The following is a 24,823-nucleotide window of genomic DNA, read 5'->3' as shown; positions in this document are numbered from 1 at the left end:
CTAACGAAGGTCGATCTGCCACCGCCTCGAATTCGGGAGCTACTGCCCAATGAGCCCCACAGAAAAACGCACCACTCATTTTGGTTTTCAGGAAGTACCAGTAGATGAAAAGGCATCGCGAGTAGCCGATGTCTTCCACTCGGTGGCTGCCCGCTACGACGTGATGAATGACTTGATGTCCATGGGTATTCACCGGGTTTGGAAACGACTGACGATCGAGCGCGCTGGCGTACGGCCTGGCCACCACGTGCTAGACATTGCAGGCGGCACGGGCGATTTAACGCTCAAGTTCTCCCGTCTGGTTGGTCCGCGCGGCAAGGTAATACTGGCGGATATCAACGCTTCAATGCTCAAGGTTGGCCGCGACAAGCTGATGGATAACGGCGTCGGTGGCAACGTCGAGTACGTGCAAGCAAACGCCGAAAGCCTGCCGTTCCCCGACAATAGCTTCGATTGCATCACGATCGCTTTTGGCCTGCGCAACGTTACCGACAAAGACGCCGCGCTGCGCTCCATGGCCCGCGTGCTCAAGCCCGGCGGGCGCCTGCTGGTGTTGGAGTTTTCCAAACCTAATAACCCGCTGCTATCGAAGGCCTACGATGAATACTCCTTCCGCCTGCTGCCCAAAATGGGCGAACTGGTGGCGGGCGACGGCGAAAGCTACCGCTACCTGGCGGAGTCGATTCGGATGCACCCTGACCAGGAAACGCTCAAAGCCATGATGGAGGCTGCCGGGCTTGAGCGGGTCGAGTACACCAATTTAACGGGCGGTATCGTTGCACTACACCGCGGCATCAAGCTATGAGCCTAATGAAGAGGTCAGCATGCTGGTAACCCCGACCCTGCTGTTGGCCGGATGTGAACGCACGCTCAATGCCCTACTCGCCCGCGACCCCGCCGCCCCTGCTCGGCTGGCGGCGCTGGCGGGCAGCCGGTTGCTGGTGCGCCTGGAGCAGCCGCATCTGGAACTGGTCATCCACTATCACCACGCGGGTCTAGACCTCATGCGTGGCGATGGCGTCGATGAAAGCGAGGTCGACGCCGTCGTCGAGCTTACGCCGGAAACGTTTTCGGAGTGGATCAGCGGCGCCTCCATCGAGCGGCTAATGTTCGACGGCAAGCTAGCCGTGCGTGGCCATCTTCACTTACTGGAAGCCACTCGCGACCTGCTTTTCGATTTAGACATCGATTGGGAAAACGAACTGGCCCGCTGGCTGGGTGACATGCCCGCCCACTCGCTGGCTGAAGGGCTGCGCCGCGCCGCGCGGTGGGGTCTGCGGGCCAAAGATGAACTGATGCAGGATGTGTCAGAGTACGTGTTTGAAGAGGCTCGCCTGCTCCCCGGGCAACAGCAGCGCAACGTACTTCGCGAGCACTTAACCGAACTGGAAGTCGCCACCGACCGGCTGGAAGCGCGCTTTAACCGCTTGCAGCGCAAGCTGACACAGCAGCAGAGTGCGACACAGGAGTCGCGCCCATGAGCCTTCGCCTGCTGCGAATAAGCTGGGTGATTACACGTCACCGGTTGGACACGCTGCTGCCGTTAGAGCGCCTGCCCTGGTGGCTGCGCGCGCTACTGTGGTTTTCACCGCTACGCTTGGTTCCCATCGGCAAGCGCTCGCGTGGTGAACGGTTGCGCTTGGCGTTAGAAGCACTGGGCCCTATCTTTATTAAATTTGGCCAAATGCTGTCAACCCGCCGCGACCTGCTGCCACCGGATATCGCCGACGAGCTGAAGCGTTTGCAGGATCAGGTACCGCCTTTCCCAGGTGAGCTCGCCATTGCTCGTGTCGAGAAAGAGCTGGAAATGTCGCTGGCGAATGCGTTTGCTGAATTTGACCACGTTCCCCTTGCCTCGGCCTCTATTGCTCAGGTTCACGCAGCCAGATTGCACAGCGGTGAAGATGTGGTGGTGAAAATTATTCGCCCCGGCATTGACCGCGTTATGCGCCAGGACATGGCGCTGATGTACCAAGTCGCCAAGCTGTTGGCTAAAGTTCCCGAAGCGCGCCGTCTACGCCCGGTCGAAGTCATCCGTGATTACGAATCCACCCTGTTTGATGAACTGGATCTCTACAAAGAGGCTGCCAACACCTCACAGCTCAAGCGAAATTTCAAAGACTCGCCGCTGCTGTTTGTGCCGACCATTTATTGGCCCTTCACCCGTCGTCATGTGATGGTGCAAGAACGGATTCGGGGCATTCCGGTGGCTGACCTGGATACCCTGATTGCCCGGGGCACCAACCTAAAAAAGCTCGCAGAACGGGGTGTCGAGATATTCTTTACCCAGGTGTTCCGCGATAATTTCTTCCACGCCGATATGCACCCCGGCAATATCTTTGTTAACTGTGACAACCCCGAAGACCCGCAGTACATTGCCATCGATTGCGGCATCGTGGGCAGCCTGACCCGCGAAGACCAAGACTATTTAGCACGTAATTTACTGGCATTTTTCCACCAGGATTATTACGAAGTCGCCGCGCTGCATATTGAATCCGGCTGGGTGGGTGAAAATACCCGCGCCAATGAATTCGCAGCCGCCATTCGTACCGTCTGCGAGCCTATTTTAGAGAAACCACTAAAAGATATCTCTTTTGGCCAAGTGCTCTTGGGGCTGTTCCAAACCGCCCGTCGTTTTAATATGGAAGTGCAGCCGCAATTGGTTTTACTGCAGAAAACGTTGCTCAACATTGAAGGCTTGGGGCGCCAGCTCTATCCTGACCTGGACCTCTGGAGTACCGCAAAACCTTATCTAGAGCAGTGGATGAAAGAGCGTGCGGGGGTTAGCGGCTTATGGGAATCCCTCAAGCGTCAGGCACCGGAGTTGTCTCACCAGCTCCCCGAGTTGCCAGTGCTTGCGCACCAAGCACTCAGCCGCATGGAGCATGAGCATCGCCAGCGCCATCAGCAGGTAGAATCCATCAATGCCATGCGGGTACAGATGGCGCGTCAGAATAAGCGTCTATACCGCCTACGGATTGGCTTGATTCTACTGGCGTTAGCACTCGCTTGGCAGCCGTTAAGCGGCTGGATTGAGCTTCAAGAGTGGCCAGTATTATCGGCCGCGGCTATCGGTCTCTTGCTGTTGGTATGGCAATAGCGTGATGCATTAACCGGTTATAAGGATTTCCATGGACAGCAACGCATTATCTATTAACACTGCATCTGTGCTGGATACGCTCAATGAGGTTTTAAAGCAGCGGCGCCACGCAGCAGCAGCAGAATCTTATGTTGCCTCCTTGCATCATAAGGGTTTGAACAAGATACTCGAAAAGGTCGGCGAAGAAGCAACCGAAACATTGCTAGCGGCCAAGGATGCAGAGCACGGCGGCGAGAGTGAGCGCCAAGCGGTTATTTCTGAAACCGCCGACCTGTGGTTTCACAGCTTAGTGATGTTGTCACATCTGGGGATGGATCATCAGGCTGTTTTAGAAGAACTGGCACGGCGCGTGGGCACGTCGGGGCACGATGAAAAAGCGTCTCGTCAGCCTTAGCGGCTAAGTAAACAGTGACCGAGCGGTCATCTAGCTAGACAAAAGATAGTCAACCTTCCCATGAGGAAATGCATATGTTAGGTGGTATTAGTATTTGGCAGTTGCTGATTGTTCTGGGCATCATCATCCTGGTTTTCGGCACTAAAAAACTGCGTAACGTGGGCACCGACCTAGGCGGGGCGGTTAAAGGCTTCAAGAAAGCCATGCACGATGAAGAGAAAAACAAAGAGGGCGAAAAAGACGACGCTCCGCATGCCAAAGTGAGTCATGAAGAGCCTGGCAATACTTACGACGTTAAAGCGGAAGAGAAACAGGCCGCCAACGACCGTAACGAAGAGCGCAAATAAACCATGCTGGATATCGGCTTCCTTGAACTGATGCTCATTGGCGTCGTCGGGCTGTTGGTGCTTGGCCCAGAGCGGCTGCCCCGGGCTGCCCGCACGACGGGCATGTGGATAGGCAAAATAAAGCGCACGGTATCCGGCATGCAGCGCGAAATTAGCGCTCAGCTTGAAGCTGAAGAGCTACGCCAAAAGCTCAACGAGCAACATAAGAAGCTCGATGACAGCTTGAAAAAAGCCAAGCTCGACGTCGAGAGCATTGCTGATACTCCTACTCGCGATGGTTCGTCGACTGCGCCGTCTGACGGTAAAACCCAGAGCGAGACGGAGCGCCGTGTCGCCAAGGCGAGCTCCCGATTGGACGATGCCCTGGAAACAGTGCGCGAAGAGACGCCTGCCTCCGATTCATCGTCCTCTTCGGTGGTGTCCGACAACGCAACGGCAACGACTGAATCTGACCAGGCTGCATTGAATAAGGATCGTAACCACCAATGAGTATGTCTGACGATTCAAAGGAGCAGCGTGACGAACAAAGCCAGGCCCCACTGATTGAACACCTGATTGAGCTGCGCTCACGGCTTATGCGTGCAGTGATTGTGATCCTGGTGATCTTTCTGGGCCTTTATGCCTTTGCCAATGATATCTATACCTTCGTGGCTGATCCGTTAATGGACCTACTGCCCGAAGGGTCGCAGATGATTGCCACGGAAGTGGCTTCGCCGTTCTTAGCGCCTTTCAAACTTACGCTAGTGGTTGCCGTGTTTATCGCGGTTCCCTTTGTGCTACACCAAGCCTGGGCATTCATCGCGCCGGGGCTTTATGATAATGAGAAAGCGCTGGCGATTCCGATTCTGGTCTCGAGCATTGCACTGTTCTACGGCGGGGCGGCCTTTGCCTACTACGTGGTCTTTCCATTGCTCTTTGAGTTTTTCACTCAAACCGGGCCGGAAAACGTCGCCGTGATGACCGACATCAACCAGTATTTAAATTTCGTTCTCAAACTGTTTTTTGCTTTCGGGGTGGCGTTTGAAATACCGATTGCCACTTTCTTGCTGATCCTCTCTGGCGCGACGACGGTGGAAAGTCTGTCTAAAAAACGGCCATATATTCTTTTGGGCTGCTTTGTTATTGGCATGCTCTTGACGCCGCCAGACGTGATTTCCCAGAGCCTGCTGGCAATTCCCATGTACCTGCTTTACGAAGTTGGGTTGCTGTTTGGGCGCCTAGTACGTAAACGCAAAGCCGAAAAAGAAGCGGCGGAAGAGCGGGAAGCCGAACTCTAGAAATAACACTAGCAATAGCATTAAAAACAGCATGCAGCCAAGCCAGTAAAAACGCCGCCGCCATTGATGATGGCGGCGGCGTTGTCGTTGAGGCTTAACCTTCGGGGCGATAGCGTCGCGGACTACGCCATCATTTCATCAATACGGTCAACCAACTTAAAAATACCCGTGGCTGCTTCACTGATACGCGTTGCCAACATGTAAGCTGGCGTCGTCACCACGCGGTGCTCAAAATCCACCACAATATCTTCGACGCTGCAGCTACGATGTAGCCCGCCCATGGCACTGATCGCCCCGGAGACCGCCGGATCATTACCCACCGTCACCGCAATACCGTCGCCCAATAATCGGGGCACCAATACGGGTGAGATGCACATCAAGCCGATCGGCTTGGCTTCGTCGCGAAAGCCGGTCAAGGCATCTTTCAATGTCTCCAGCACCTGCATATTGTCGCTGGCAGAGGCAAAGTCAGACAGACTCTTGGCAACACCAAAACCGCCGGGCACGATCACCGCATCAAAGTGATCAGCATTAAGCTCACCCAACGGGCGAATGTTCCCTCGCGCCAAGCGAGCAGACTCCTGCAGCACATTACGTTGCTCACCCTCAGCTACTTCTTGCGTCAGGTGATTGATGACATGATGCTGGTCTATATCCGGGGCAAAACAGTGGTACTCAATGCCCAACTGATCCAAGCGCAGCAGCGTTAGCGTAGTCTCATATATCTCTGAGCCATCATAAACACCGCAGCCGGCTAAAATCACTGCCACCTGTTTGGTCATGCCTATCTCCTTATCCCAGGGTCTGCCGATCGCAATACAGCAAAGCAATTGCTCACTTTAGTCAGTCTGCCTTGTCGCCACAAGACGGCTTTCGCCGCAGGGCATGGCTGATATACTTCCTACAGGCCTTCGGGCACCCCTATTTGCGATCCTTACCGGAGACAACCTTTGAGCACACCCACTCCTCGTCATTTTCCTGCCACACGCATGCGTCGTATGCGCCGCGATGACTTTTCACGCCGCTTGATGCAAGAGAACAGCCTAAGCCCCGCCGACCTGATCCTGCCGGTGTTTGTATTGGAAGGCGAAAACCAGCGTGAAGCGGTGGCGTCTATGCCCGGCGTTGAACGTCTCTCTATCGACCTGTTGATTGAGCAAGCTCGCGAGGCCTATCAACTCGGCATTCCCGCTTTAGCGCTGTTCCCCGTGGTGGGCGCCGAGCAAAAAACAGAACTCGCCGAAGAGGCCTATAGCGCCAGCGGCTTGGTACAGCGCAGCGTACGCGCCCTGAAAGCCGCCCTACCTGAACTGGGAATCATCACTGACGTGGCGTTAGACCCTTACACCAGCCACGGCCAGGATGGCATTCTCGATGAGCAGGGTTACGTACAAAATGACCGGACGGTCGACACGTTACTTAAACAGGCCCTTTCGCATGCCGAAGCGGGCGCCGACGTCGTGGCGCCTTCCGACATGATGGATGGGCGTATTGGTGCCATTCGCCAAGTCCTTGAGCAGGAGCACCTTCATAACGTACGAATCATGGCCTACAGCGCTAAGTACGCGTCCCACTACTACGGCCCGTTTCGTGATGCCGTCGGATCAGCGACTAACTTGGGCAAAGCCGACAAGCGCACTTATCAGATGGACCCAGCCAATAGCGATGAAGCGCTGCACGAAGTCGCCATGGATATCGCCGAAGGCGCCGACATGGTGATGGTTAAACCCGGCATGCCCTACCTGGATGTCGTTCGCCGCGTAAAGGCCGAGCTAAAAGTGCCGACGTTCGCCTACCAAGTCAGTGGTGAGTACGCCATGCACCGTGCTGCTTTCGACAATGGTTGGCTAGAAGCGGAACCCGTCATTTTAGAATCGTTGATGTGTTTCAAACGCGCAGGGGCCGATGGGATTTTGACCTATTTTGCCCTGGAGGCAGCACGTTTACTGCAGCGCCACTAAACCGCCGTGACAAAGATGACAGCAAGGTGACACTTGTTTGTCATCTTCTCCCTGCATACTCACGTCTCATACAACTATCAAGCTATGATACCTTCGAGCCATCGACGCGGGGAGATCCACCATGGACGAGCAGGCAGCAGATTCATTATCATTATCGTCTACTGATCAAACCGGCAGCGATGGTGATATGCCATTGCGTATCAACCGAACCCCTACCGGGGTTCAAGCACGTGACGTACAGCCTGAAACCGACCTCGACGACACTCAGCTCTACTTCAACCGAGAGCTATCGCACCTACAGTTCAATATTCGGGTTTTGGAACAAGCGTTGGACGATGCCCATCCGTTGCTCAATCGGTTGATGTTTTTGCTGATTTTTTCATCCAATATGGATGAGTTCTTTGAAATTCGCATTGCCGGGTTAAAGCACCAGATCGCTCTTGGCGACGACACTACCGCCGCCGATGGACGACTGCCCAAAGCCGTATTGGCGGAAATTTCACAAGTCGCCCATGCGCAGATCGTCCGTCAGTATGAAATTCTCAACGACACCCTTTTGCCTGCATTGGAAACCCAAGGGCTACGCTTCCGGCGTCGTGACCAGTGGACAGAAGAGCAAAAATCGTGGACGCGGGCATTTTTTGATAATGAAATCATGCCGGTCATCAGTCCTATCGGATTAGACCCTTCCCACCCCTTCCCCAGGCTGGTCAATAAAAGCCTCAACTTTATCGTGGAGCTGGAAGGCAAAGATGCCTTTGGTCGCGCGGGAGGCATGGCGATTCTACCGGCACCTCGCTCGCTCCCCCGATTAATGGCGCTGCCGAAGGAGCTATGCGAAGAGGGTTTCTCCGAGTATGTGTTTCTCTCTTCAATGATCCACGCCCATGCCGACGAGCTTTTCCCAGGCATGCGGGTGCGCGGCTGCTACCAGTTCCGTTTGACCCGCAATGCAGATATGAGCGTTGACCCTGAAGAGGTGTCTGACCTTGCCTCCGCGCTGCGCGGCGAGCTATTGGCGCGCCGCTACGGCAGCGGCGTACGTTTAGAAGTGGCCGACAGCTGCCCCGATGACCTCACCAACTTTCTACTCCGCCAGTTTGAACTAGAGAGCGATGATCTGTATCGCGTGAAAGGGCCGGTCAATTTAACCCGTATGATGTCGGTACTCGGGGATGTGGACCGCCCCGAACTGCTCTATCGCCCGTTTACGCCCAGTATCCCCAAAGCGCTCAAATCGGGCAGTTTGTTTGATGCCATCGCCAAGAACGACATCTTACTGCACCACCCTTTTCAGTCCTTCACGCCGATTGAAGACCTGCTACGGGAAGCCGCCCGCGACCCCCATGTATTGGCGATAAAGCAGACACTCTATCGCACGGGTTCAGACTCACCTATCGTTAGCGCCCTGGTAGAAGCTGCCAGCCAAGGCAAAGAAGTGACCGTGGTGATTGAACTGCGTGCACGCTTCGATGAAGCCGACAACCTACAGTTGGCGTCTCGCTTGCAGGAAGCGGGAGCCATCGTGGTCTACGGCATCATGGCCTACAAGACCCACGCCAAGATGCTGCATATCGTGCGTCGCGAAAAAGGCGAGCTGTGCTACTACGCCCACCTAGGCACTGGCAACTATCACTCCAAAACCGCCAAGCTATATACCGATTACAGCCTGCTGACGGCCAATAAAGCGCTATGCGCCGATGTTCATAAAGTGTTTCAGCAACTCTCGGGGATGGGCCGCGCGCGTAAAATCGACACATTGCTCCATGCACCTTTCACGCTGCACGAACGACTAGTGGAAATGATTGACCGGGAAGCGCAGGCAGCGCGAAAAGGGAAGCGGGGGCATATCATCATCAAGTGCAACTCGTTAACCGAGCCCAAGCTCATTAAGGCGCTCTATCGCGCTTCCCAGGCGGGCGTGGAGTGCGACTTAATTATTCGCGGCATGTGCTGCTTAAAACCGGGCATACCGGGGGTTTCTGAGAATATTCGCGTGCGCTCGATCATAGGCCGCTTGCTGGAGCATACCCGGGTGTTTCACTTCCATAATGATGGCAAGTCGGAGACCTGGTGCTCAAGCGCCGACTTTATGTCGCGCAACATGTTCCACCGTGTTGAAACGTGCTTCCCGCTGCTGGATAAGAAGCTCGCCACCCGGGTACGTAAGGACCTGGAAACCTACATGGTGGATAACTGCCAGAGCTGGCTGCTACAGACCGACGGCAGCTACCAGCTACAGGACCCGGGTAAGAGCGATGCCATCAGCGCCCAGGAAACCCTGCTCTACGCCTATGCATCCAAAAGCTAAGCGTCGGAAAGCTTCCTTTCAAGCCAAAACCCCGCTTTTAAACGGGGTTGATTCTGAACAGAAAGGCTTATAAAAAGTATTTACGAACGTTTACGCATAGCGTTGGCGCAATAGCTTGGCAGCTTCGACCATATTCGCCAGCGCTGGCTCTACTTCCGCCCATCCGCGCGTTTTCAGACCGCAGTCCGGGTTTACCCAGAGCCGTTCAGCGGGGATCTTCTCCAAGGCTTTTTCCATCAAATCGACCATCCAGCTCACCTCTGGAATATTAGGGGTGTGGATATCGTAAACGCCCGGGCCAATTTCGTTGGGGTATGCGAAGTCCTGGAAGGCGTCTAGCAGGTGCATATCCGAGCGCGATGTTTCGATGGTGATCACGTCGGCATCCAGCGCAGCAATCGCCCCGATGATGTCGTTGAATTCGGAGTAACACATATGGGTATGGATTTGCGTGGTATCCGCAACGCCTGCCGCGCTTAGCTGGAAACTCTCGACGGCCCAGTCCAGATAGCGCTGCCACTCGCTCTGACGCAGCGGTAGCCCCTCACGTAGTGCCGGCTCATCGATTTGAATCACGTTGATTCCGGCGTTTTCCAAATCCAGCACCTCATCGCGTAGCGCCAGCGCAATCTGGCGGCAGGTGGTTTCCCGCGGCTGGTCATCACGTACAAACGACCACTGCAATATTGTGACTGGCCCGGTCAGCATCCCTTTCATGGGTTTAGCGGTCAGCGTTTGGGCATATTGGCTCCAGCGAACGGTCATTGGGGATGGGCGGGATACGTCACCAAAAATAACCGGTGGCTTAACACAGCGTGAGCCATAGCTTTGCACCCAGCCAAACCGGGTAAAGGCAAACCCTTCAAGCTGCTCGCCAAAGTACTCCACCATATCGTTGCGCTCGGCCTCACCATGCACCGGCACGTCAATATCCAGCGCTTCCTGACGCTCCACCGCGTAGGCAATTTCGGCCTGCATACGGGCTTCATAGTCCGCTGACGACAGCTCGCCGGCTTTAAAGGCGCGCCGTGCCGCGCGAATTGCATCGGTTTGAGGGAAAGAGCCAATAGTCGTGGTTGGGAATAGCGGTAGTTTCAGCGCCCGCCGCTGAGACTCAGCACGCACTCCGTAGGGCGCCTGCCGCTGGCTGTCGGCAGGGGTGATCGCAGCCAGCCGCTCACTCACCACGGTTTGGTGGATCCGAGTGGACTCGCGCCGGGCATCCAGCGCTCGCGTCGCCTCATCCAAACGCTGCTCATCGTCAGGCGTTGCGCGGTTATCAATCAACCGCGCCAGGGTGACCACTTCCGCCAGCTTCTGCTGCGCAAACGCCAACCAGCTCACGAGTTCCTCACCGAGTTCGCTTTCCTGCGCCAGATCTACCGGCACATGCAGCAGCGAGCAGCTCGGCGCCAGCCAAAGCCGCTGCCCTAGGCGCACTTTTAGCGGTAGCAAACGCTCGCGCAATGCCGCTAAGTCAGCCCGCCAGATATTGCGGCCGTCAACAAAGCCTATCGACAGCACTTGGTGCGGTCCAAGACGGTCGATCACGCTCTCGACTTGCTGCGGCGCCCGCACGGCGTCAATGTGCAAACCTGCGACGGGTAAACGGGTGGCTAATGAAAGGTTATCCCCCAGACCACCAAAGTAAGTGGCTAACAGTAGCTTTAGCGGTGCCGCCTGCAAGCGGTGGTAGGCGCGCTCAAACGCTTGCTGCCAAGGAAGCGGTAGGTCCTGCACGAGCGCCGGCTCGTCCAATTGCACCCACTCAATGCCCTGGGTGGCGAGTCGCGCTAATATTTCGCCATACACGTTCAATACGCTGTCGAGCAGCGTTAAACGATCAAAACCATTTCCTTTGGTTTTACCCAGCCATAGCCACGTTAACGGCCCAGTTAGCGTTACTTTTGGGGTAAAACCTGCGCGTAATGCCTCATCCACCTCGTTGAACAGGCGATCAGAGGCGAGCGTAAACGTTTGTCCTTCGTGCAGTTCTGGGACGAGGTAGTGGTAGTTGGTGTCGAAGTATTTGGTCATTTCACAGGCGGCGGCGGGTTCACCGCTGGGCGCGCGGCCTCGGGCCATGCGAAAGCTGGTATCGAGGTCGATATCGCCCCCCGCCACTTCGTGCTGGGCATTAAAGCGGGCAGGAACGGCGCCTAGCGTGACTGATACGTTCAGCACTTGATCATAAAAGGCGAAATCACCCACGCTAACGAAATCCAGCCCAGCTGCTTGCTGCGCCTGCCAGTGGCGCAGGCGAAGCTCACGACCCGTACTTTCCAGTTCGTTACGCGTTATGTCGCCTTTCCAATACGCTTCAGTGGTCTTTTTAAGTTCGCGCTGAGCACCGATACGGGGATAGCCGAGAATATGAGAAACTGTCATGATGAACCCTACTAACGTGAATGAATTCGCACAGTCTGGGCACCACATCTTAGTGAATCAAACTAAAGTTTCTAATAGTAAAGATGAAAAACACTCACAATGATTGAATTACGGCATCTACGCACCCTGCTGGCGCTGCGCGAAACCGGCTCTTTGGTCGATGCTGCCGAGCGCGTGCATTTGACCCAATCGGCGCTTTCTCACCAGCTGAAAGATTTGGAGAACCGCGTGAATAGTCCGCTATTCGTACGCAAAACCCGCCCGGTGGAATTCACTCGCGCAGGCTTACGGCTACTCGCCTTAGCCGACCAGGTACTGCCTGAGGTACGCAAAGCGGAGCGGGATTTGGCGCGCTTAGCAGGCACCGAGCAAGGGCGTTTGCACATGGCTATTGAGTGCCATAGCTGTTTTCAGTGGCTAATGCCGACGGTAGATTACTTTCGCGACCATTGGCCAGAGGTTGAAATCGACATTCCCAGTGGCCATCACTTTGATCCCCTTCCGGCGCTTGCCCGCGAGCAGTTGGATCTAGTGATTACCGCCGACCCCCAACCTCTTGACGGCATTCACTACGCGCCGCTGTTTCGCTATGAGGGATTATTAGCCGTCGCCCGCCAGCACGCGTTTGCAGGCCAGGGCTTCATTGAGCCCCAGGCGCTGGCGGATGAAACCTTGATCACGTACCCCGTTGAGCAATCACGGTTGGATATTTTCACCCAATTCTTGCAACCGGCGAATGTACGCCCGCGGGAGATCCGCACCGCCGAATTGACCATTATGATGATGCAACTAGTGGCCAGCGGGCGCGGCGTCTGCGCACTGCCCAACTGGGCGCTCACCGAATATTTAGAACGCGATTACGTTAGCGCAGTGAAGCTAGGCGAGCAGGGAGTCTGGAGTACGCTGTATGCGGCGATTCGCGAAGAGACGCGCGAAGCGCCGTGGATGCAGGATTTCTTGCGCACCGCGCGGGAAACATCCTTTGCGGTCCTCACGGGGGTTAAGCCAGCGGATCGCGACGAGGAACCAGCAGCGTAAAGCGCGCACCACCCAGGGAAGGACTGGTGTCGATGGTCACACTGCCACCGTGCCCGGCCATGATTTTCTGCACGATCGAAAGCCCCAACCCGTAGCCGCCAGAGCTGCGGGCGCGGCTGTCATCCAGCCGGGCGAAGGGTTTAAAAATATCCGCGCGTGCTTCGGGCGGGATGCCGGGGCCATCATCTTCAACGTCGATACGCACCAAATGGGGCTCATCCCACAGCTGAATCACTACCTGAGACTTGGCATGCCGACAGGCGTTACCGACTAAATTCTGCAGGGCGCGCTGAAGATAGCGAGGCTCCGCCATCAGCTCGATTTCAGGGCCAGCGGCAAGCGTTAACGCCAAGCCTTTGTGCAGCGGGGAAAGCGTATCAATTACCCGCTCGGCCATGGCACGGCACTCTACCAGAGCAGTTTCAAGCTCGGCACCATTCACCGATTCTCCCCCTAAGCGTGCGTAGGTGAGAATTTCATCGACCAACTCATCCAGCTCGGCAATATCGGCATCTATGCCCTGCAACTGGCGGCGAATAGCGGGCTGTTCGGTCATGTCCTCGACCATTTGCACAGCAAAGCGAATGCGGGCGACCGGGGTGCGCAGTTCATGAGATACCGCCCGTATCATCTCTTGCTGTCCCCGTAAGAGACTCTGCACTTGATTGGCCATGCCGTTAAACGCCATGCCTAACCGGCCTAAAAAATCGCCGCTTTCCACTTTCACACGGGTTTCCAGTCGGCCACTGGCAATCCTTGTCGCGGCCAGCTCTAGGCGCGCCATACGGGCTTCAATGCTGCGCATAATCAAGTAGATAATCAGGCTGAGTACGATCATCAGCCCCACCAGAAGCGGCAGGTGAAGATTCGGGGGCAGTGTGTCGCCGCGGGAAATAGGCCCCGCCGTTAACCATTGGGATTCGCCCGGCAGTTGATAGAGCAGTGTGATAGAAAGACTGTCAGACACTAACCGAGTGATCACGCTGCCGCTGGCCAACTGGGCTTGTTGTTGCGTCGATAGCCCTGTTGGCAATTCAGACACCAACTGCAGCGGCCAACTGCCTGGGCGCAGTTGGGCGATGCGGTTTTCACGCTCATCATCGGGCGCCGCCGCCAGCCAATCACCTAACAGCGCGATGCTGCCGTACCATTGATGCTCACTCCAGTCTTCGAGCCTGGCTTGCAGCAACCACGTATCACCGGGTAAGCGTTGCTGTAGTAACCACGGGCTTTCAGCCACCAGTATTTTACCTTGCTCAAGGCGTGAGCGCTCGAAGTAGCCTAAGTCCGCCTCGTTGATGGGCTGTAAAGACAATTGCAACTCAAGCTGCTCAGAAAAACGCGCAAGCAGGATATTACGCTGGCCTACGGGTAGGTCGGCCAATTGTTGCGTCATCAGCGACATGGGCAGTGAAGCAAGCTGTTCACGGTAGTCTTCGCGGCGCACCTGTTCGATAAACGAACGTCCTGCCAATGCGATCACAAACACGACTAAAAGCGCTACGCCCAGCAACAAATAGAACCTTAAGAACGAGCCGTTACTGAGCACCCGCCGCATGATGCTTTCCCTCTGAGTGATCAACTGTCTTTAACGAAGAGATAACCTTTACTGCGCACGGTTTTGATTCGGTGGGGTTGATTCGGGTCATCGCCAATTTTGGGTCGAATACGCGACACACGCACATCAATAGAGCGATCTTGCCCATCATACTTAATGCCGCGTAAGTCGCTAAATATCTCTTCGCGGGTAAGCACGCGGCCAGCGTTGCGGCCCAGTAGCCAAAGCAGGTCAAACTCAGCACTGGTTAAATCAATGCGCTCGCCAGAAAGCCATGCTTCGCGCGTGGCATTATCGATCTCTAGGTTTTCAAAGCGCAACCGCATTTCGCCATCCGGTGCTGGCCCATCAGCGCGGCGTAATAACGCCCGCATACGTGCCAGCAATACGCGAGGTTGAACGGGTTTTGGCACATAATCATCAGCGCCCATTTCAAGCCCCAAGACTTGATCCAGATCGTCAGTGCGCGCCGTCAGCATCATGATCGGCCCAGCAAAATTAGGTCTAACGCGGCGGCAAATCGCCAAGCCATCTTCCCCTGGCAGCATTAAATCTAAAATTACTAAATCGGGCTGCAGGGTTAAAATACGATCAACCCCTTTAGACCCATCCGCCTCCAGCGTTACTTGGAAGCCGTTTGCTTCCAAGTAATCCCGGGTAAGTTCGGCCAGGCGCTGATCATCTTCAATGATCAGGACATGATCTTGATCGGGATAGTCAGGCATAACAGGCTCTTGCGATTCAAGCGCCTGAAATTGCTGTTCCAAGTGATCTACCATCCTCTTTTTGCACTCCGCTTAGGCTGTTTATTTTCTCACCCGCTCACGCAGTTTCAATGCAGGTGCCCTATTGTTGGCTCTCAGGATACCTCAAAACCATCAAAACACCTGCTACTGTCGTTACCGTTACGTTTATTGATGGCGGTATTAGGCCAGACACTTGATTCTCACACCAACGGGCGCTAATGTGAAAACGCTAACTGTCGACAATTTGACAGGAGGAACCTGCCATGGGAAGTAGCAAAACGAAAAGTGTTATTAAACGTGTTTACATTCCAACCCAAGTGCGTGACCTGCCCAACGGGGAAAAGCTAAAAATACCTGGGCATTATAAAGCACCGCCCGGTGAAGGAAATGACACGACTGAGTAATCTTTATCTATTACTGATTACTCGAGTTACCAAAAAGGCAGGCCATCATAGGCCTGCCTTTTTTCGTCATGGCTATCCCACGATTACCCTTTTGGGCCAAACAGGAACCACGCAATTAAACCAATCAGCGGGAAAAATAGCAGTACCAAGATCCAAATGAGCTTGGCAACACCACCTGCGCCGCTTTTAGCCACTTTTACAATGGCCCAAATAACGATAACAAGCCAAATTAACCCTAATAAACCACCTACTTCAATGCCCATAGCAACTCCTTAGCGTGTTGGCACTCTGTTTCTGAAACCTAGCTGTTTACTACTTCCTATTACCGCCACCTTCACAAGCTGAGTTCACTGCTCCGGAAGGCTCAACACCATTTCACCTGCCTGCATTTCAATCGACAAAAGATTCAAAAAACTCATGCCGAGCAGGACGGTATCGCGCTCCATGCCTGGGCTAATAGACCCCTGTACATTCTGCACTGTTAAACCGCCCAGTGAAACCTCGTCCAGTTCGGTCAAGCTACCTTCTACTCGGCCATTGGCGGTATTGAACCAAGCGCTTCGCCCCGGCGCCAAGCCCAACTCATCGGCTAAGCCGCCCGGTATCGCCACATAGGTGGCACCCGTATCGAGCAAAAAGGTGACGGGCTCACCATTGATACGGCCAGGTGCTTCAAAATGCCCGGCCCGATTACGCTTTAACGTAATTGGTTCACCGGCAGGCAGGGTATGCACGATATTGGCATTGGGGCGCATCATTTCTTCCAAGCCGCCATGTATCCACCATGTGCCCACCGCCATTAATAGCACCCAAAACAGTAGCATCATAACGATGCCACCTCGCTGTGCTCTTGGCGTTGCTGTGTGCGTCAACATCGTTCACCTCGCTGAGGTCAGCGCCTCTCATCGAGCCCTTATTAATGCTGAGATGACGACTGGCTTTCCCATGCAAGTGCAGCTTCGCGGCCCCGGCGCTCGTTAACCTTGGCACAAATCAGCATCGCAATAACGAACAAAGCCACACATAACAGGATAGACGCTTGCAAGCCGATAAGCGTTTGGAGCACACCCAGCATGACGATACCAAACACCCCTGCCAACTTATTCGCCAGCCCCCAGAAACCGAAAAACTCGGCCGATTTACCTAGCGGTGAAAACAGGCCAACCAGGGCCCGGCTGGCGGATTGGCTAGAGCCCAGGCTGAGCCCTGCCAAGCAGCCCACTACGAGAAAAACGTATTGAGCCTGCCACTGCACCTCAAAATGTCCATTGACCCACTGCGTCACCTCAGGCGTCGCCCAAATAGCAATAATCGCCAGCACCCAAAGCGCCAGCGTTATTTGGTAAGTATGCTTGGCCCCTAATCGATCCTGTATCCATCCAAACCCTAGCGCCCCCGCCGCCGCAGTGACTTGAACAATAACGAACATAATATTGCGTACGCCTTCATCCCAGCCGATCACTTGAGCACCGTAAATAAACGCAAAGGCGATAATGATGTAGACCCCCGCCATCGAGAACAGCAGCGACACTAAAAAAGTGGTCAGGTCTTTAAAGTAGCGCAATTCATGCAGCGTGGAGGTCACGCGTTTCAAGGCAATATGACGATACGAGACGCCGTGAGGCTGGGGCGTACCGCGCTCTTTTAACCATAAAAAAGTGGGGATAGCGGTAATCAGGAAAAACCCCGCAGCGAAGGGGCCCACCCAGCGGATGCGTTCAAAGTTGTCAGCGCTTGCCTCACCTAACACCACCAGGGTGAAACCGGCGGCGAATAACCCCCCGATGTAGCCCAGTGCCCAACCGAACCCGGAAATTTTCCCCAGCGACTCCGGCGGCCCAAGCTCAGGTAAAAAGGCGGCAATAAACGACTCCCCCATGGAATAGGCGTAGTTAGACAGCACAATCAATAACAGGCCAATGATGACGAAGCCGGGCTCAACAAAGTAAAGCATGGCCGTGGTAGCCACCGTGGCGAAATAGCTTATCAACAGAAAACGCTTTTTCTCTGCCCGATAGTCCATGATCGCGCCGCATAAGGGGGCCGTGATCACCACCATCAGATAGCTCACTGCCAGAGCTAGGCTCCATAAGAAGTTGGCAAGCCGAAAGTCGTCGCCTCGATCGCCCACAATCACCGTGGTAAAGAGCTCGCCAAACACGACGGTAATGATGAGCAACGTATAGGCCTGATTGGCAAAATCAAACATCGCCCAGCCAAAAATTTCTCGACGCGATGCGTAGCCATCCGTCGCCTTAGCAGTGTTAGCAGACAGCATTGGTTTTCTCTCACAGGGGAAGGCGTAAGCCTAGCAGGTACCGCTAGCAGGACGCCACGGCAGGGTCATAAACGCTTAAAACAAACAAACGCCCGGCTTGAAGCCAGGCGTATCCACACAACATGGGGAAATATTAACAGCGTTAGAGCAACCAGTGGGCAGCCACAGCGGCCAGACCAACCACCAGTGCAGTCAGCACGGCCACGGTCACTACCCGATCAAGCCAACGGTCAAAGGCCACGCCTTTTGGCTGCCTTCGCGTTGCTCCATGGCGGCCTTGCCGAGCCATTAGCATCTTCGCTCCATGTTTTTATGCTCCTGAAATGGCAAGCTCCCAGCACCGAAAGCTTGCCTGTTTCTAGCGATGCTAACTATTAATGCGCCGGTTGACTACACTGGGGGCACGGCGTAGGCGCTCTTCTTCGCCTAAAAGCTCGGCCTCAAAGGCGTCAGCACCCACGGGCGTTTCACCATGGCGGCGATAGAGCTGCGTCAGCATAGCTTTACGGTCTGCTCGCAATTCCTGCACCAGCACGAACACCATCATATACAGGATAAAGGTGAACGGCAGTGCCGATAGCACCGACGCCGATTGCAGGCCTGTTAAACCACCCGAGGCAATCAGCGTCAGGCAGATCGCCGCAATCAGCACCCCCCAAATAACGCGCTTATACAGCGGTGGGTTGATCGAACCATTATCGGTCATTTGCGCCACAATGTACGAGGCGGAGTCTGCTGAGGTGACCAGAAAAATAAAGATCAACATCATGGCGACCACCGACAGCACACCCGAAAATGGCATTAAGTCGAACATCTCGAACAGTGCCACCGTTATATTATTCTGGGTCGCCGCTGCCAAGCCGACATCCGTACCGTTCAACTCCATCTGAAGCGCCGCCCCACCAAATACGCCAATCCACAAACAGGCTAATAGTGGCGGAACAAACAGCACCCCAAAGACATACTCTTTAATAGTACGGCCACGCGATACGCGAGCAATGAAGGTGCCTACAAAGGGCGACCAGGCAATCACCCAGGCCCAGTAGAAAATCGTCCAACTGCTCGCCCACTCATTATCACTGTACGGCGAAATACGCAGGCTCATTCCGATGAAATTCTGCAGGTAATCGCCAATCCCCACGGTAATCGTTTCGAGTATCGCAACGGTGGGGCCAGTGAACAGCACGTACAGCATCAAACCAATGCATAACACCATGTTGAGATTAGAAAGACGCTTGATGCCTTTGTCTAGCCCCGACCAAGTGGATGCCATGTAAGCACAGAACATGACGAACAGAATAATAAACTGCCAAAGACCGTTTTCAGGAAGGCCGAACACGGCATTCAAGCCGCCGTTCATTTGCAGTACACCCAAGCCGAGCGAAGTAGCCACCCCCATTACAGTGGCCACCACTGCAAATACGTCCAACCAAGAGGCATAGGGGCGCACCTTAGGATTTTTTGCCGTTATTGACGACAACACCGAAGAGACAAGCCCCGCCTGCCCTTTGCGGAACTGGAAATAGGCAATGATCAGCCCCACAATGGAGAAGGCCGCCCACTGGTGTATGCCCCAGTTAAAATAGCTGTATTGAATAGCATAGCGTGCTGCCGCTTCGGTTTCGGCGGCTCTATCCCCATAGGGGGGCTCAATAAAATGAAACATGGGTTCCGCCATGCCATAGAACACTAGGCCAACACCGAAGCCCGCGGCCAGCAGCATGCTTATCCACGAAAAAAACGTATAATTAGGACGACTGTCCTGCGGCCCCAAGCGAACTTTACCGTATTTACTCAGCGCTAAGCCAAAAAGAAAAATCACAAATCCAAAAACTGAAAATAGATAAAACCATCCAAATAGACCGGTAATGGTCGTCAATGCGCTTTCCGCGACATTAGCAAAACCTTCTGGAAAGGATGCTCCGACTATTACCAAGCCAAAGATAATCACCACCGATGCGATGAAAACCGACTTGCCTCCATGATTAGCCATATAACCGTCCTGTTAGATGAGCTCTGTTTAGAGAAGCACTGTTTAGAGAAGCACTGCACACTAAGCGAATGCTTGTACAACCAAACGCACCTTGTACAGCTTAATAGTAACATCTGAAAAACCTTACCGCATTGTTAGCAGGCCTGGCGCTAGGCTGGCAGCTTCGCGCCTTCTTCGCTTAAACCGGCAATGAACTTGCGAGACCTACTGTGTTCCAATGGATGCGAATAACCGATGGAGGCTCTCATGCCACAGATGAATCGCGACCAACGCAACGCAGCATGGCAAGCGGCAAACCAATGGCGCGCCCGCGCCGCGCAAACCCAGCCCAATGGCTTGGCAGGCAGTCTCAAACTACTGTTTACGTGGCTGGCGTTTGGTGCGTTGATGTTAGTAGGTGTGGTGCTTGGCCTGTTTTTCTTATTTATTGGCTGGGCGATGATGCCCTTTGTACGCCATAAAATGAAAAAACGTATGGAGCAGCTACGTGCCCAACAGGCTCAAGATATTGGTGGCGGCTATTCTCAACAAGGACATGCTTCTCCGCAGGCGTCGCCTCATCGTCGGCCAGATCATCAGGACGCGTTAGAAGGCAGTTACGAAGTTAAAAATGATCGTTAAGAACGTAGTCACTCATTGCAACGCCAATTAAAGTGGTGCATGTATCCACGTGAATGCCGCGGCTAACGTCAGCGGCATTACCACCAAGCTCCCCAGATTGCCAATCAGTACCAGCGAGGCCACTTTCTGTGGCGCCAGCTGGTACTGCTCTGCCACCAAGTAATTCAATACTGCGGGAGGTAGCGCTGCAAACACCAGCAGCACCGCTGCCTGCAACGCGTTCATTGGCAGCAACCACATTAATGGCAACGCAATCACTAACCCGGAAAGCGGGCAGAGTACGGCTCCCAGCATGCCTGTTCGCCAATCACTAAAGTCAATTTCCAGCAGCCGTACGCCTAATGCAAACAGCATCAACGGTATACTTATTTCGCCCAGCATACGCATGGCTTCCAGCAGCCAACTTGGTAGCGGCATGCCGCTGAGGTTGACTGCTAACCCCGCCACACTCGCCAACACGATAGGCATACGCAGCATGCGCCATAGCGAAGTACGCGGGTTTAACATATAAAGCCCCACCGAGAAGTGCAGTAGCATCTCAACAATAAACACTACCACCGCGGCTGGCAGCGCATCAGGCCCAAAGGCCAGCACCAGTAGCGGCACCCCCATGTTGCCCGAATTATTGAACATCATGGGCGGAAGAAAGGTTTTAATATCCAGCTTGAGCCATTTCGCCAACGGCCACAGTACAACGCCTGACCCTAACACCACGGCCACCGCCGCTGTTGCAAGCCAGGCGTACTCCGCTAGCGGCGCTTGCCGATCCGCCAGCACCGCAAAGACCAGCAGAGGAACGAACAGCTCCATATTGAGCGTATTAAGGCTGCGAATATCGGGCTTCCGGTAGTGCCCATAGGCAGCGCCACAACCGGCAATTAAAAATACCGGCAGTAGCGTGGCCAGAATATGTCCTATCATACGGGCCACCCCGCCTGACGCCATGGCTTCATTGTGTCGTCCTTGTCAGTGTGACCCGTTTGCCGATTAGTTATTATTGGCGGCTGGTGGCTCAAGAAAGCGCTGCCAGAGCGCGGTGACAGTGTTGCGATGTTCGCGAAACTCTTCGCCATCAGTAAGCGCTTTTTCGCCAGTAAGCGCTGCTCGGTGGGTAGCACTCCGATAGGCTAGATACGCCTCGCGCAGTCGCTCAGCTTCTTCATGAGGTAAGTGCCCACTTTCGGTCAGGCTCTCTAAAATCCGGATGTTGTCGCTGTAAGTAAGTAACTCAGGGGTTTGGTGAGCGAGTGCTAGCACCGCGTATTGGCAGAGAAACTCAATGTCTACCATACCGCCCGCATCGTGTTTGATATTAAACGTACCACTGGTCGCTTTACTGCCAAGATGGTCGCGCATTTTTTGCCGCATCTTGACGACCTCGTCGCGCAGCACGGCGTTGTCCCGCTCACCGCCTAAAATGTCGCCCCTCAGCTGGCTGAATTTGTCGGCCAGCGTATCGCTACCCGCCACCACGCGGGCGCGTACTAATGCCTGATGCTCCCAGGTCCAGGCATTCTGGCGCTGATAATCGGCAAACGCTTTGAGTGAGGTCACCAGTAACCCTGAATTACCTGAAGGCCTGAGTCGCATATCGACTTCATAAAGCGTGCCTGTGGGCGTTACTGCGGTAAGCAAGTGAATAATGCGCTGCCCCAGGCGGGTAAAAAACACCGCGGTATCAATGGGCCTTGGGCCGTCAGTCGTGCCTTGACCATCGCTGTCGTGGAGAAAAACCAAGTCTAAATCTGAACTATAACCTAGCTCAATGCCTCCCAGCTTGCCGTAGCCGACAATCAGAAACGCTGCTTCGCCCGCGTCAAGACCTTCAGGGACCCCATGCTTACGGGTGATATGTTTCCACGCCATCGCCAGCACCGCATCGAGAATGACCTCGGCAATAAACGTTAAGTAATCGCTTACTTTCATTAGATGCCGGGTACCCATGATATCGGAAGCCGCCACATGAAGCGTTTGCGCATGTTTAAACACGCGCAGCGCCTCTAGCTGTGCCTCTTCGTCATCTTCTGGCAAGCGATTGAGCGTTTGTCGCAGCTCATCGGCCAAGCGCGCTTTATCGGCCGGGGTATATAGCGTTTCCGGGGTTAGCAATTCATCAAGCAGGATGGGGTAACGCGAGAGCTGTTCGGCGATCCAGGGGCTGGCAGCACACAGCCGCATCAGGTGTTCAAGCGCCTGGGGATTTTCACGCAATAGCGCGAGATAAGCCGTCCGCCGCAAAACAGCTTCGATGAGCGGCTGCACCCGCACCAGAGCCGTATCCGGTGCGTCATTTTCTGACACCGCATCCAGCAACAGGGGCATCAACGCGTCTAACCGCTCAAAGCCAATCCGCTGCATACTCTGCACTTGGCGTGAATGGTAAAGGCTCTGCAGCCGCTTTAAGGCTTTTTCCGGTTCGTTAAAGCCCGCCTCCGCAAGGTGCGCGCTGGCCTCCTCCGCTTCTAGCTCGCCGCGCCAAATCAGCCGCCACTGAGCAAGGCCGAGCTGGCTATCATCGTTGGCCTCTTCGACATCCTCTTCGGGGTCTGCGATCACCGCATCAAAGTGCTGGCGAACCCGTTCCCTTACTTCATCAAGCCTTGCAATCAACCCAGGCCAATCTTCATGCCCCATGGCGAAAGCCACGCGCTCGCGGTCGCTGTCATCGCTGGGCAGGGTTTGGGTCTGACGATCTTCCAGCGCTTGAAGCGCGTGCTCTACATCGCGCAAAAAGGCATAGTCTGGCAACAGCTCATCGACGACGGCTTGCGGCAACAACCCCAACTCAGGCAAGCGGTTCAACGCGGTTTTTAGCGACGTTACCTGCAGCTCCGTATCACGGCCGCCGCGAATCAGTTGAAAGGCCTGCACCACGAACTCAACCTCACGAATACCACCAGGGCCGAGTTTGATATTGTTCTGCATGCCTTTGCGCTTTACTTCGCGATTGATCATTGCCTTCAGTTCGCGCAACGACTCGATCGCCCCGAAATCGAGATAGCGGCGATACACAAAGGGGCGCAAACCGGCCAGTAGCTCGCTGCCTGCGTCCAGGTCCCCCGCCACCGGGCGGGCTTTGAGCATTGCGTAGCGCTCCCACTCGCGCCCTTGATCCTGGTAATAGCTTGAGAGCATGGCGAAACTGCCGACCAACGGACCGCCATCGCCTAGTGGTCTAAGCCGCATGTCGACGCGGAATGCGAAACCATCCGCTGTCATAGCGTCCAGAGCTGCGATCAGTTTTTGTCCCAGCTTGGTAAAGTACTCCTGGTGTTCTAAAGGCTTGCGTCCGCCCTGGGTTTCCCCCTTTTCGGGGAATGCAAAAATAAGGTCGATATCGGAGGAGAGATTCAGCTCACCCGCGCCCAGTTTGCCCATCCCCAGCACGACCAGCCGCTGAGGCGTGCCATCTTTACGTGGCGCAGGCTCTCCCCAGCGCAGGGCATAAAACTGTTCCAGCCAGCTCAATGCGGCTTCCAAGCAGATCTCGGCCATTTCAGAGACGGCTTTTGCCGTCTCCCACATGGTGTCATCGGCGCTGCGATTTAGATCACGCCAGATAATCCCCAACATGTGCTTGCGGCGAAAGCGTCGAATCACCCGCTGCATCGCGGCTTCGTCTTCGGCACTCTCCAGTGACTCCATCAGCCAACTGGCCAGCTCATCTCGCCCGGGGTTTATGTCCAATTCACCGGCAATATCCAGCTCAGCCAGCCACTGCGGATAGCGGGCTAGGGTGTCCAGCGCAAAGGTGGAGATAGCCAGCACTCTGGCAAGGGCTTCCCGGCGCTGCTCCGAAAGCCCCTGCCAACTACTTGAAGGCAGCTCCTGCTTGGTCATTTCCGCCACGTTGTCAGCTTGGGTGAGTGCCTCACTCAAACGTTGCCAAGCGGCTTGCGTGGCTGTTTGTAACGACGCTGGCAGCGTCGACAACGGTAAAAAATCGTCGTTTATATGCATAACTACCTCACTACCAGCGTATTAAAAACGTTTAGCGCTTAAATCAGCTTAGCTAAAAAACTTTTCCCAACCCAATAGCCCCCAAGTAAGGCCGGCCATGATGAGCGACAGCATAACGGCGGCCGAGCCGATATCCTTAGCCCGACCGGACAACTCATGGTGCTCGGTACCGATGCGATCCACCACGTTTTCAATCGCACTGTTCAAGAGCTCGACGATCAATACGAAAAACAGGCTACTCACCAGCAGTAGCCAACTGATGATGCTGTCGCCGATCCACCAGGCAAAAGGTAGCAGCAGCGCCGTAATCACGACTTCTTGGCGAAAAGCCGCCTCATTCCTAAACGCTGCTTTGAGCCCCTTCCATGAATAGCGCGTAGAGTGAACCAAGTGGGTTAAACCGGTATGCCCAGGTTTCATGCAGATCGCCTCACCTTGTGAGCGTAA

23 protein-coding genes are annotated in these 24,823 nt (G+C 54.8%); 11 read left to right on the top strand and 12 right to left on the bottom strand.

Translation table 11 applies throughout. From position 1 onward, the window contains the following. The first annotated feature begins 49 nt into the window (after nucleotides 1–49). From ubiE to tatC, 7 genes are all read left to right on the top strand, one after another. Entirely contained in the window at nucleotides 50–805 is a 756-nt protein-coding gene (gene ubiE / locus ACUN8H_RS05905) for a bifunctional demethylmenaquinone methyltransferase/2-methoxy-6-polyprenyl-1,4-benzoquinol methylase UbiE (protein ID WP_445531229.1), read from the top strand. Between the two features lie 19 nt (nucleotides 806–824). Beyond that, the gene (locus tag ACUN8H_RS05900) at nucleotides 825–1,481 is read left to right on the top strand and encodes a ubiquinone biosynthesis accessory factor UbiJ (RefSeq protein WP_445531228.1); all 657 of its coding nucleotides are present in this window, start codon (nucleotides 825–827) and stop codon (nucleotides 1,479–1,481) included. Further along, on the top strand, nucleotides 1,478–3,100 hold the full coding sequence (ubiB, locus tag ACUN8H_RS05895) for a ubiquinone biosynthesis regulatory protein kinase UbiB (RefSeq protein ID WP_445531227.1): 1,623 nt from the start codon (nucleotides 1,478–1,480) through the stop codon (nucleotides 3,098–3,100). Before ACUN8H_RS05900 ends, ubiB begins: the two co-directional genes overlap by 4 nt. A gap of 31 nt (nucleotides 3,101–3,131) precedes the next feature. Next, nucleotides 3,132–3,494, top strand: a complete 363-nt coding sequence (locus ACUN8H_RS05890) for a phosphoribosyl-ATP diphosphatase (protein ID WP_445531226.1) — start codon at nucleotides 3,132–3,134, stop codon at nucleotides 3,492–3,494. A gap of 74 nt (nucleotides 3,495–3,568) precedes the next feature. Then, entirely contained in the window at nucleotides 3,569–3,841 is a 273-nt protein-coding gene (tatA, locus tag ACUN8H_RS05885) for a Sec-independent protein translocase subunit TatA (RefSeq protein WP_445531225.1), read from the top strand. Nucleotides 3,842–3,844: 3 nt separating this feature from the next. Beyond that, nucleotides 3,845–4,330, top strand: a complete 486-nt coding sequence (tatB, locus tag ACUN8H_RS05880; protein ID WP_445531224.1) for a Sec-independent protein translocase protein TatB — start codon at nucleotides 3,845–3,847, stop codon at nucleotides 4,328–4,330. Continuing rightward, nucleotides 4,327–5,118, top strand: coding sequence for a twin-arginine translocase subunit TatC (gene tatC, locus ACUN8H_RS05875; RefSeq protein ID WP_445531223.1), 792 nt, complete (start codon nucleotides 4,327–4,329; stop codon nucleotides 5,116–5,118). The genes tatB and tatC overlap by 4 nt, the downstream gene beginning before the upstream one ends. A gap of 122 nt (nucleotides 5,119–5,240) precedes the next feature. On the opposite strand, the gene elbB is transcribed toward tatC, so the two are convergent. Beyond that, entirely contained in the window at nucleotides 5,241–5,900 is a 660-nt protein-coding gene (elbB, locus tag ACUN8H_RS05870; RefSeq protein ID WP_445531222.1) for an isoprenoid biosynthesis glyoxalase ElbB, read from the bottom strand. Between the two features lie 168 nt (nucleotides 5,901–6,068). On the opposite strand from elbB, the gene hemB reads away from it, so the two are divergent. Together hemB and ppk1 are read left to right on the top strand one after the other, a co-directional pair. Beyond that, complete coding sequence (hemB, locus tag ACUN8H_RS05865) at nucleotides 6,069–7,079, top strand: porphobilinogen synthase (RefSeq protein WP_445531221.1); 1,011 nt, start codon at nucleotides 6,069–6,071, stop codon at nucleotides 7,077–7,079. Between the two features lie 121 nt (nucleotides 7,080–7,200). Continuing rightward, entirely contained in the window at nucleotides 7,201–9,390 is a 2,190-nt protein-coding gene (ppk1, locus tag ACUN8H_RS05860; RefSeq protein WP_445531220.1) for a polyphosphate kinase 1, read from the top strand. A 90-nt stretch (nucleotides 9,391–9,480) separates the two neighbouring features. On the opposite strand, the gene metE is transcribed toward ppk1, so the two are convergent. Then, entirely contained in the window at nucleotides 9,481–11,778 is a 2,298-nt protein-coding gene (gene metE, locus ACUN8H_RS05855) for a 5-methyltetrahydropteroyltriglutamate--homocysteine S-methyltransferase (protein WP_445531219.1), read from the bottom strand. A gap of 99 nt (nucleotides 11,779–11,877) precedes the next feature. Between metE and ACUN8H_RS05850 the strand changes: the two genes are divergently transcribed. Continuing rightward, nucleotides 11,878–12,816, top strand: coding sequence for a LysR family transcriptional regulator (locus ACUN8H_RS05850; protein ID WP_445531218.1), 939 nt, complete (start codon nucleotides 11,878–11,880; stop codon nucleotides 12,814–12,816). Here the strand turns inward: ACUN8H_RS05850 and ACUN8H_RS05845 are convergent. The 7 genes from ACUN8H_RS05845 to ACUN8H_RS05815 form a co-directional block, all read right to left on the bottom strand. Continuing rightward, nucleotides 12,779–14,374 (bottom strand): ATP-binding protein, encoded by a 1,596-nt coding sequence (locus ACUN8H_RS05845; protein ID WP_445531217.1) that lies wholly within the window; start codon nucleotides 14,372–14,374, stop codon nucleotides 12,779–12,781. The genes ACUN8H_RS05850 and ACUN8H_RS05845 overlap by 38 nt on opposite strands. Nucleotides 14,375–14,394: 20 nt before the next feature. Further along, entirely contained in the window at nucleotides 14,395–15,153 is a 759-nt protein-coding gene (locus tag ACUN8H_RS05840) for a response regulator (protein ID WP_290696657.1), read from the bottom strand. A 454-nt stretch (nucleotides 15,154–15,607) separates the two neighbouring features. Then, on the bottom strand, nucleotides 15,608–15,787 hold the full coding sequence (locus tag ACUN8H_RS05835) for a PLDc N-terminal domain-containing protein (protein WP_445531216.1): 180 nt from the start codon (nucleotides 15,785–15,787) through the stop codon (nucleotides 15,608–15,610). 84 nt (nucleotides 15,788–15,871) lie between these two features. Beyond that, nucleotides 15,872–16,351: a retropepsin-like aspartic protease family protein gene (locus ACUN8H_RS05830; RefSeq protein WP_445531215.1), complete on the bottom strand. Its 480-nt coding sequence runs from the start codon at nucleotides 16,349–16,351 to the stop codon at nucleotides 15,872–15,874. 89 nt (nucleotides 16,352–16,440) lie between these two features. Beyond that, on the bottom strand, nucleotides 16,441–17,802 hold the full coding sequence (locus ACUN8H_RS05825) for an MFS transporter (RefSeq protein WP_445531214.1): 1,362 nt from the start codon (nucleotides 17,800–17,802) through the stop codon (nucleotides 16,441–16,443). 142 nt (nucleotides 17,803–17,944) lie between these two features. After that, nucleotides 17,945–18,097 carry a hypothetical protein gene (locus ACUN8H_RS05820; protein ID WP_445531213.1) on the bottom strand — a complete coding sequence of 51 codons (153 nt, stop codon included), beginning with the start codon at nucleotides 18,095–18,097 and terminating at the stop codon, nucleotides 17,945–17,947. A gap of 72 nt (nucleotides 18,098–18,169) precedes the next feature. Then, nucleotides 18,170–19,795 (bottom strand): BCCT family transporter, encoded by a 1,626-nt coding sequence (locus ACUN8H_RS05815; RefSeq protein WP_445531212.1) that lies wholly within the window; start codon nucleotides 19,793–19,795, stop codon nucleotides 18,170–18,172. 246 nt (nucleotides 19,796–20,041) lie between these two features. Between ACUN8H_RS05815 and ACUN8H_RS05810 the strand changes: the two genes are divergently transcribed. Then, nucleotides 20,042–20,416 carry a hypothetical protein gene (locus ACUN8H_RS05810; protein WP_445531211.1) on the top strand — a complete coding sequence of 125 codons (375 nt, stop codon included), beginning with the start codon at nucleotides 20,042–20,044 and terminating at the stop codon, nucleotides 20,414–20,416. A 27-nt stretch (nucleotides 20,417–20,443) separates the two neighbouring features. On the opposite strand, the gene ACUN8H_RS05805 is transcribed toward ACUN8H_RS05810, so the two are convergent. The 3 genes from ACUN8H_RS05805 to ACUN8H_RS05795 form a co-directional block, all read right to left on the bottom strand. Further along, nucleotides 20,444–21,337 carry an AEC family transporter gene (locus tag ACUN8H_RS05805; RefSeq protein WP_445531210.1) on the bottom strand — a complete coding sequence of 298 codons (894 nt, stop codon included), beginning with the start codon at nucleotides 21,335–21,337 and terminating at the stop codon, nucleotides 20,444–20,446. A 66-nt stretch (nucleotides 21,338–21,403) separates the two neighbouring features. Next, nucleotides 21,404–24,376 (bottom strand): bifunctional [glutamate--ammonia ligase]-adenylyl-L-tyrosine phosphorylase/[glutamate--ammonia-ligase] adenylyltransferase, encoded by a 2,973-nt coding sequence (gene glnE / locus ACUN8H_RS05800; RefSeq protein WP_445531209.1) that lies wholly within the window; start codon nucleotides 24,374–24,376, stop codon nucleotides 21,404–21,406. A gap of 48 nt (nucleotides 24,377–24,424) precedes the next feature. Further along, the gene (locus ACUN8H_RS05795; protein ID WP_445531208.1) at nucleotides 24,425–24,796 is read right to left on the bottom strand and encodes a diacylglycerol kinase; all 372 of its coding nucleotides are present in this window, start codon (nucleotides 24,794–24,796) and stop codon (nucleotides 24,425–24,427) included. Nucleotides 24,797–24,823: the final 27 nt, after the last annotated feature.

Source organism: Vreelandella sp. V005, assembly GCF_052645115.1.
This window is presented reverse-complemented; position numbering and strand designations above follow the sequence as displayed.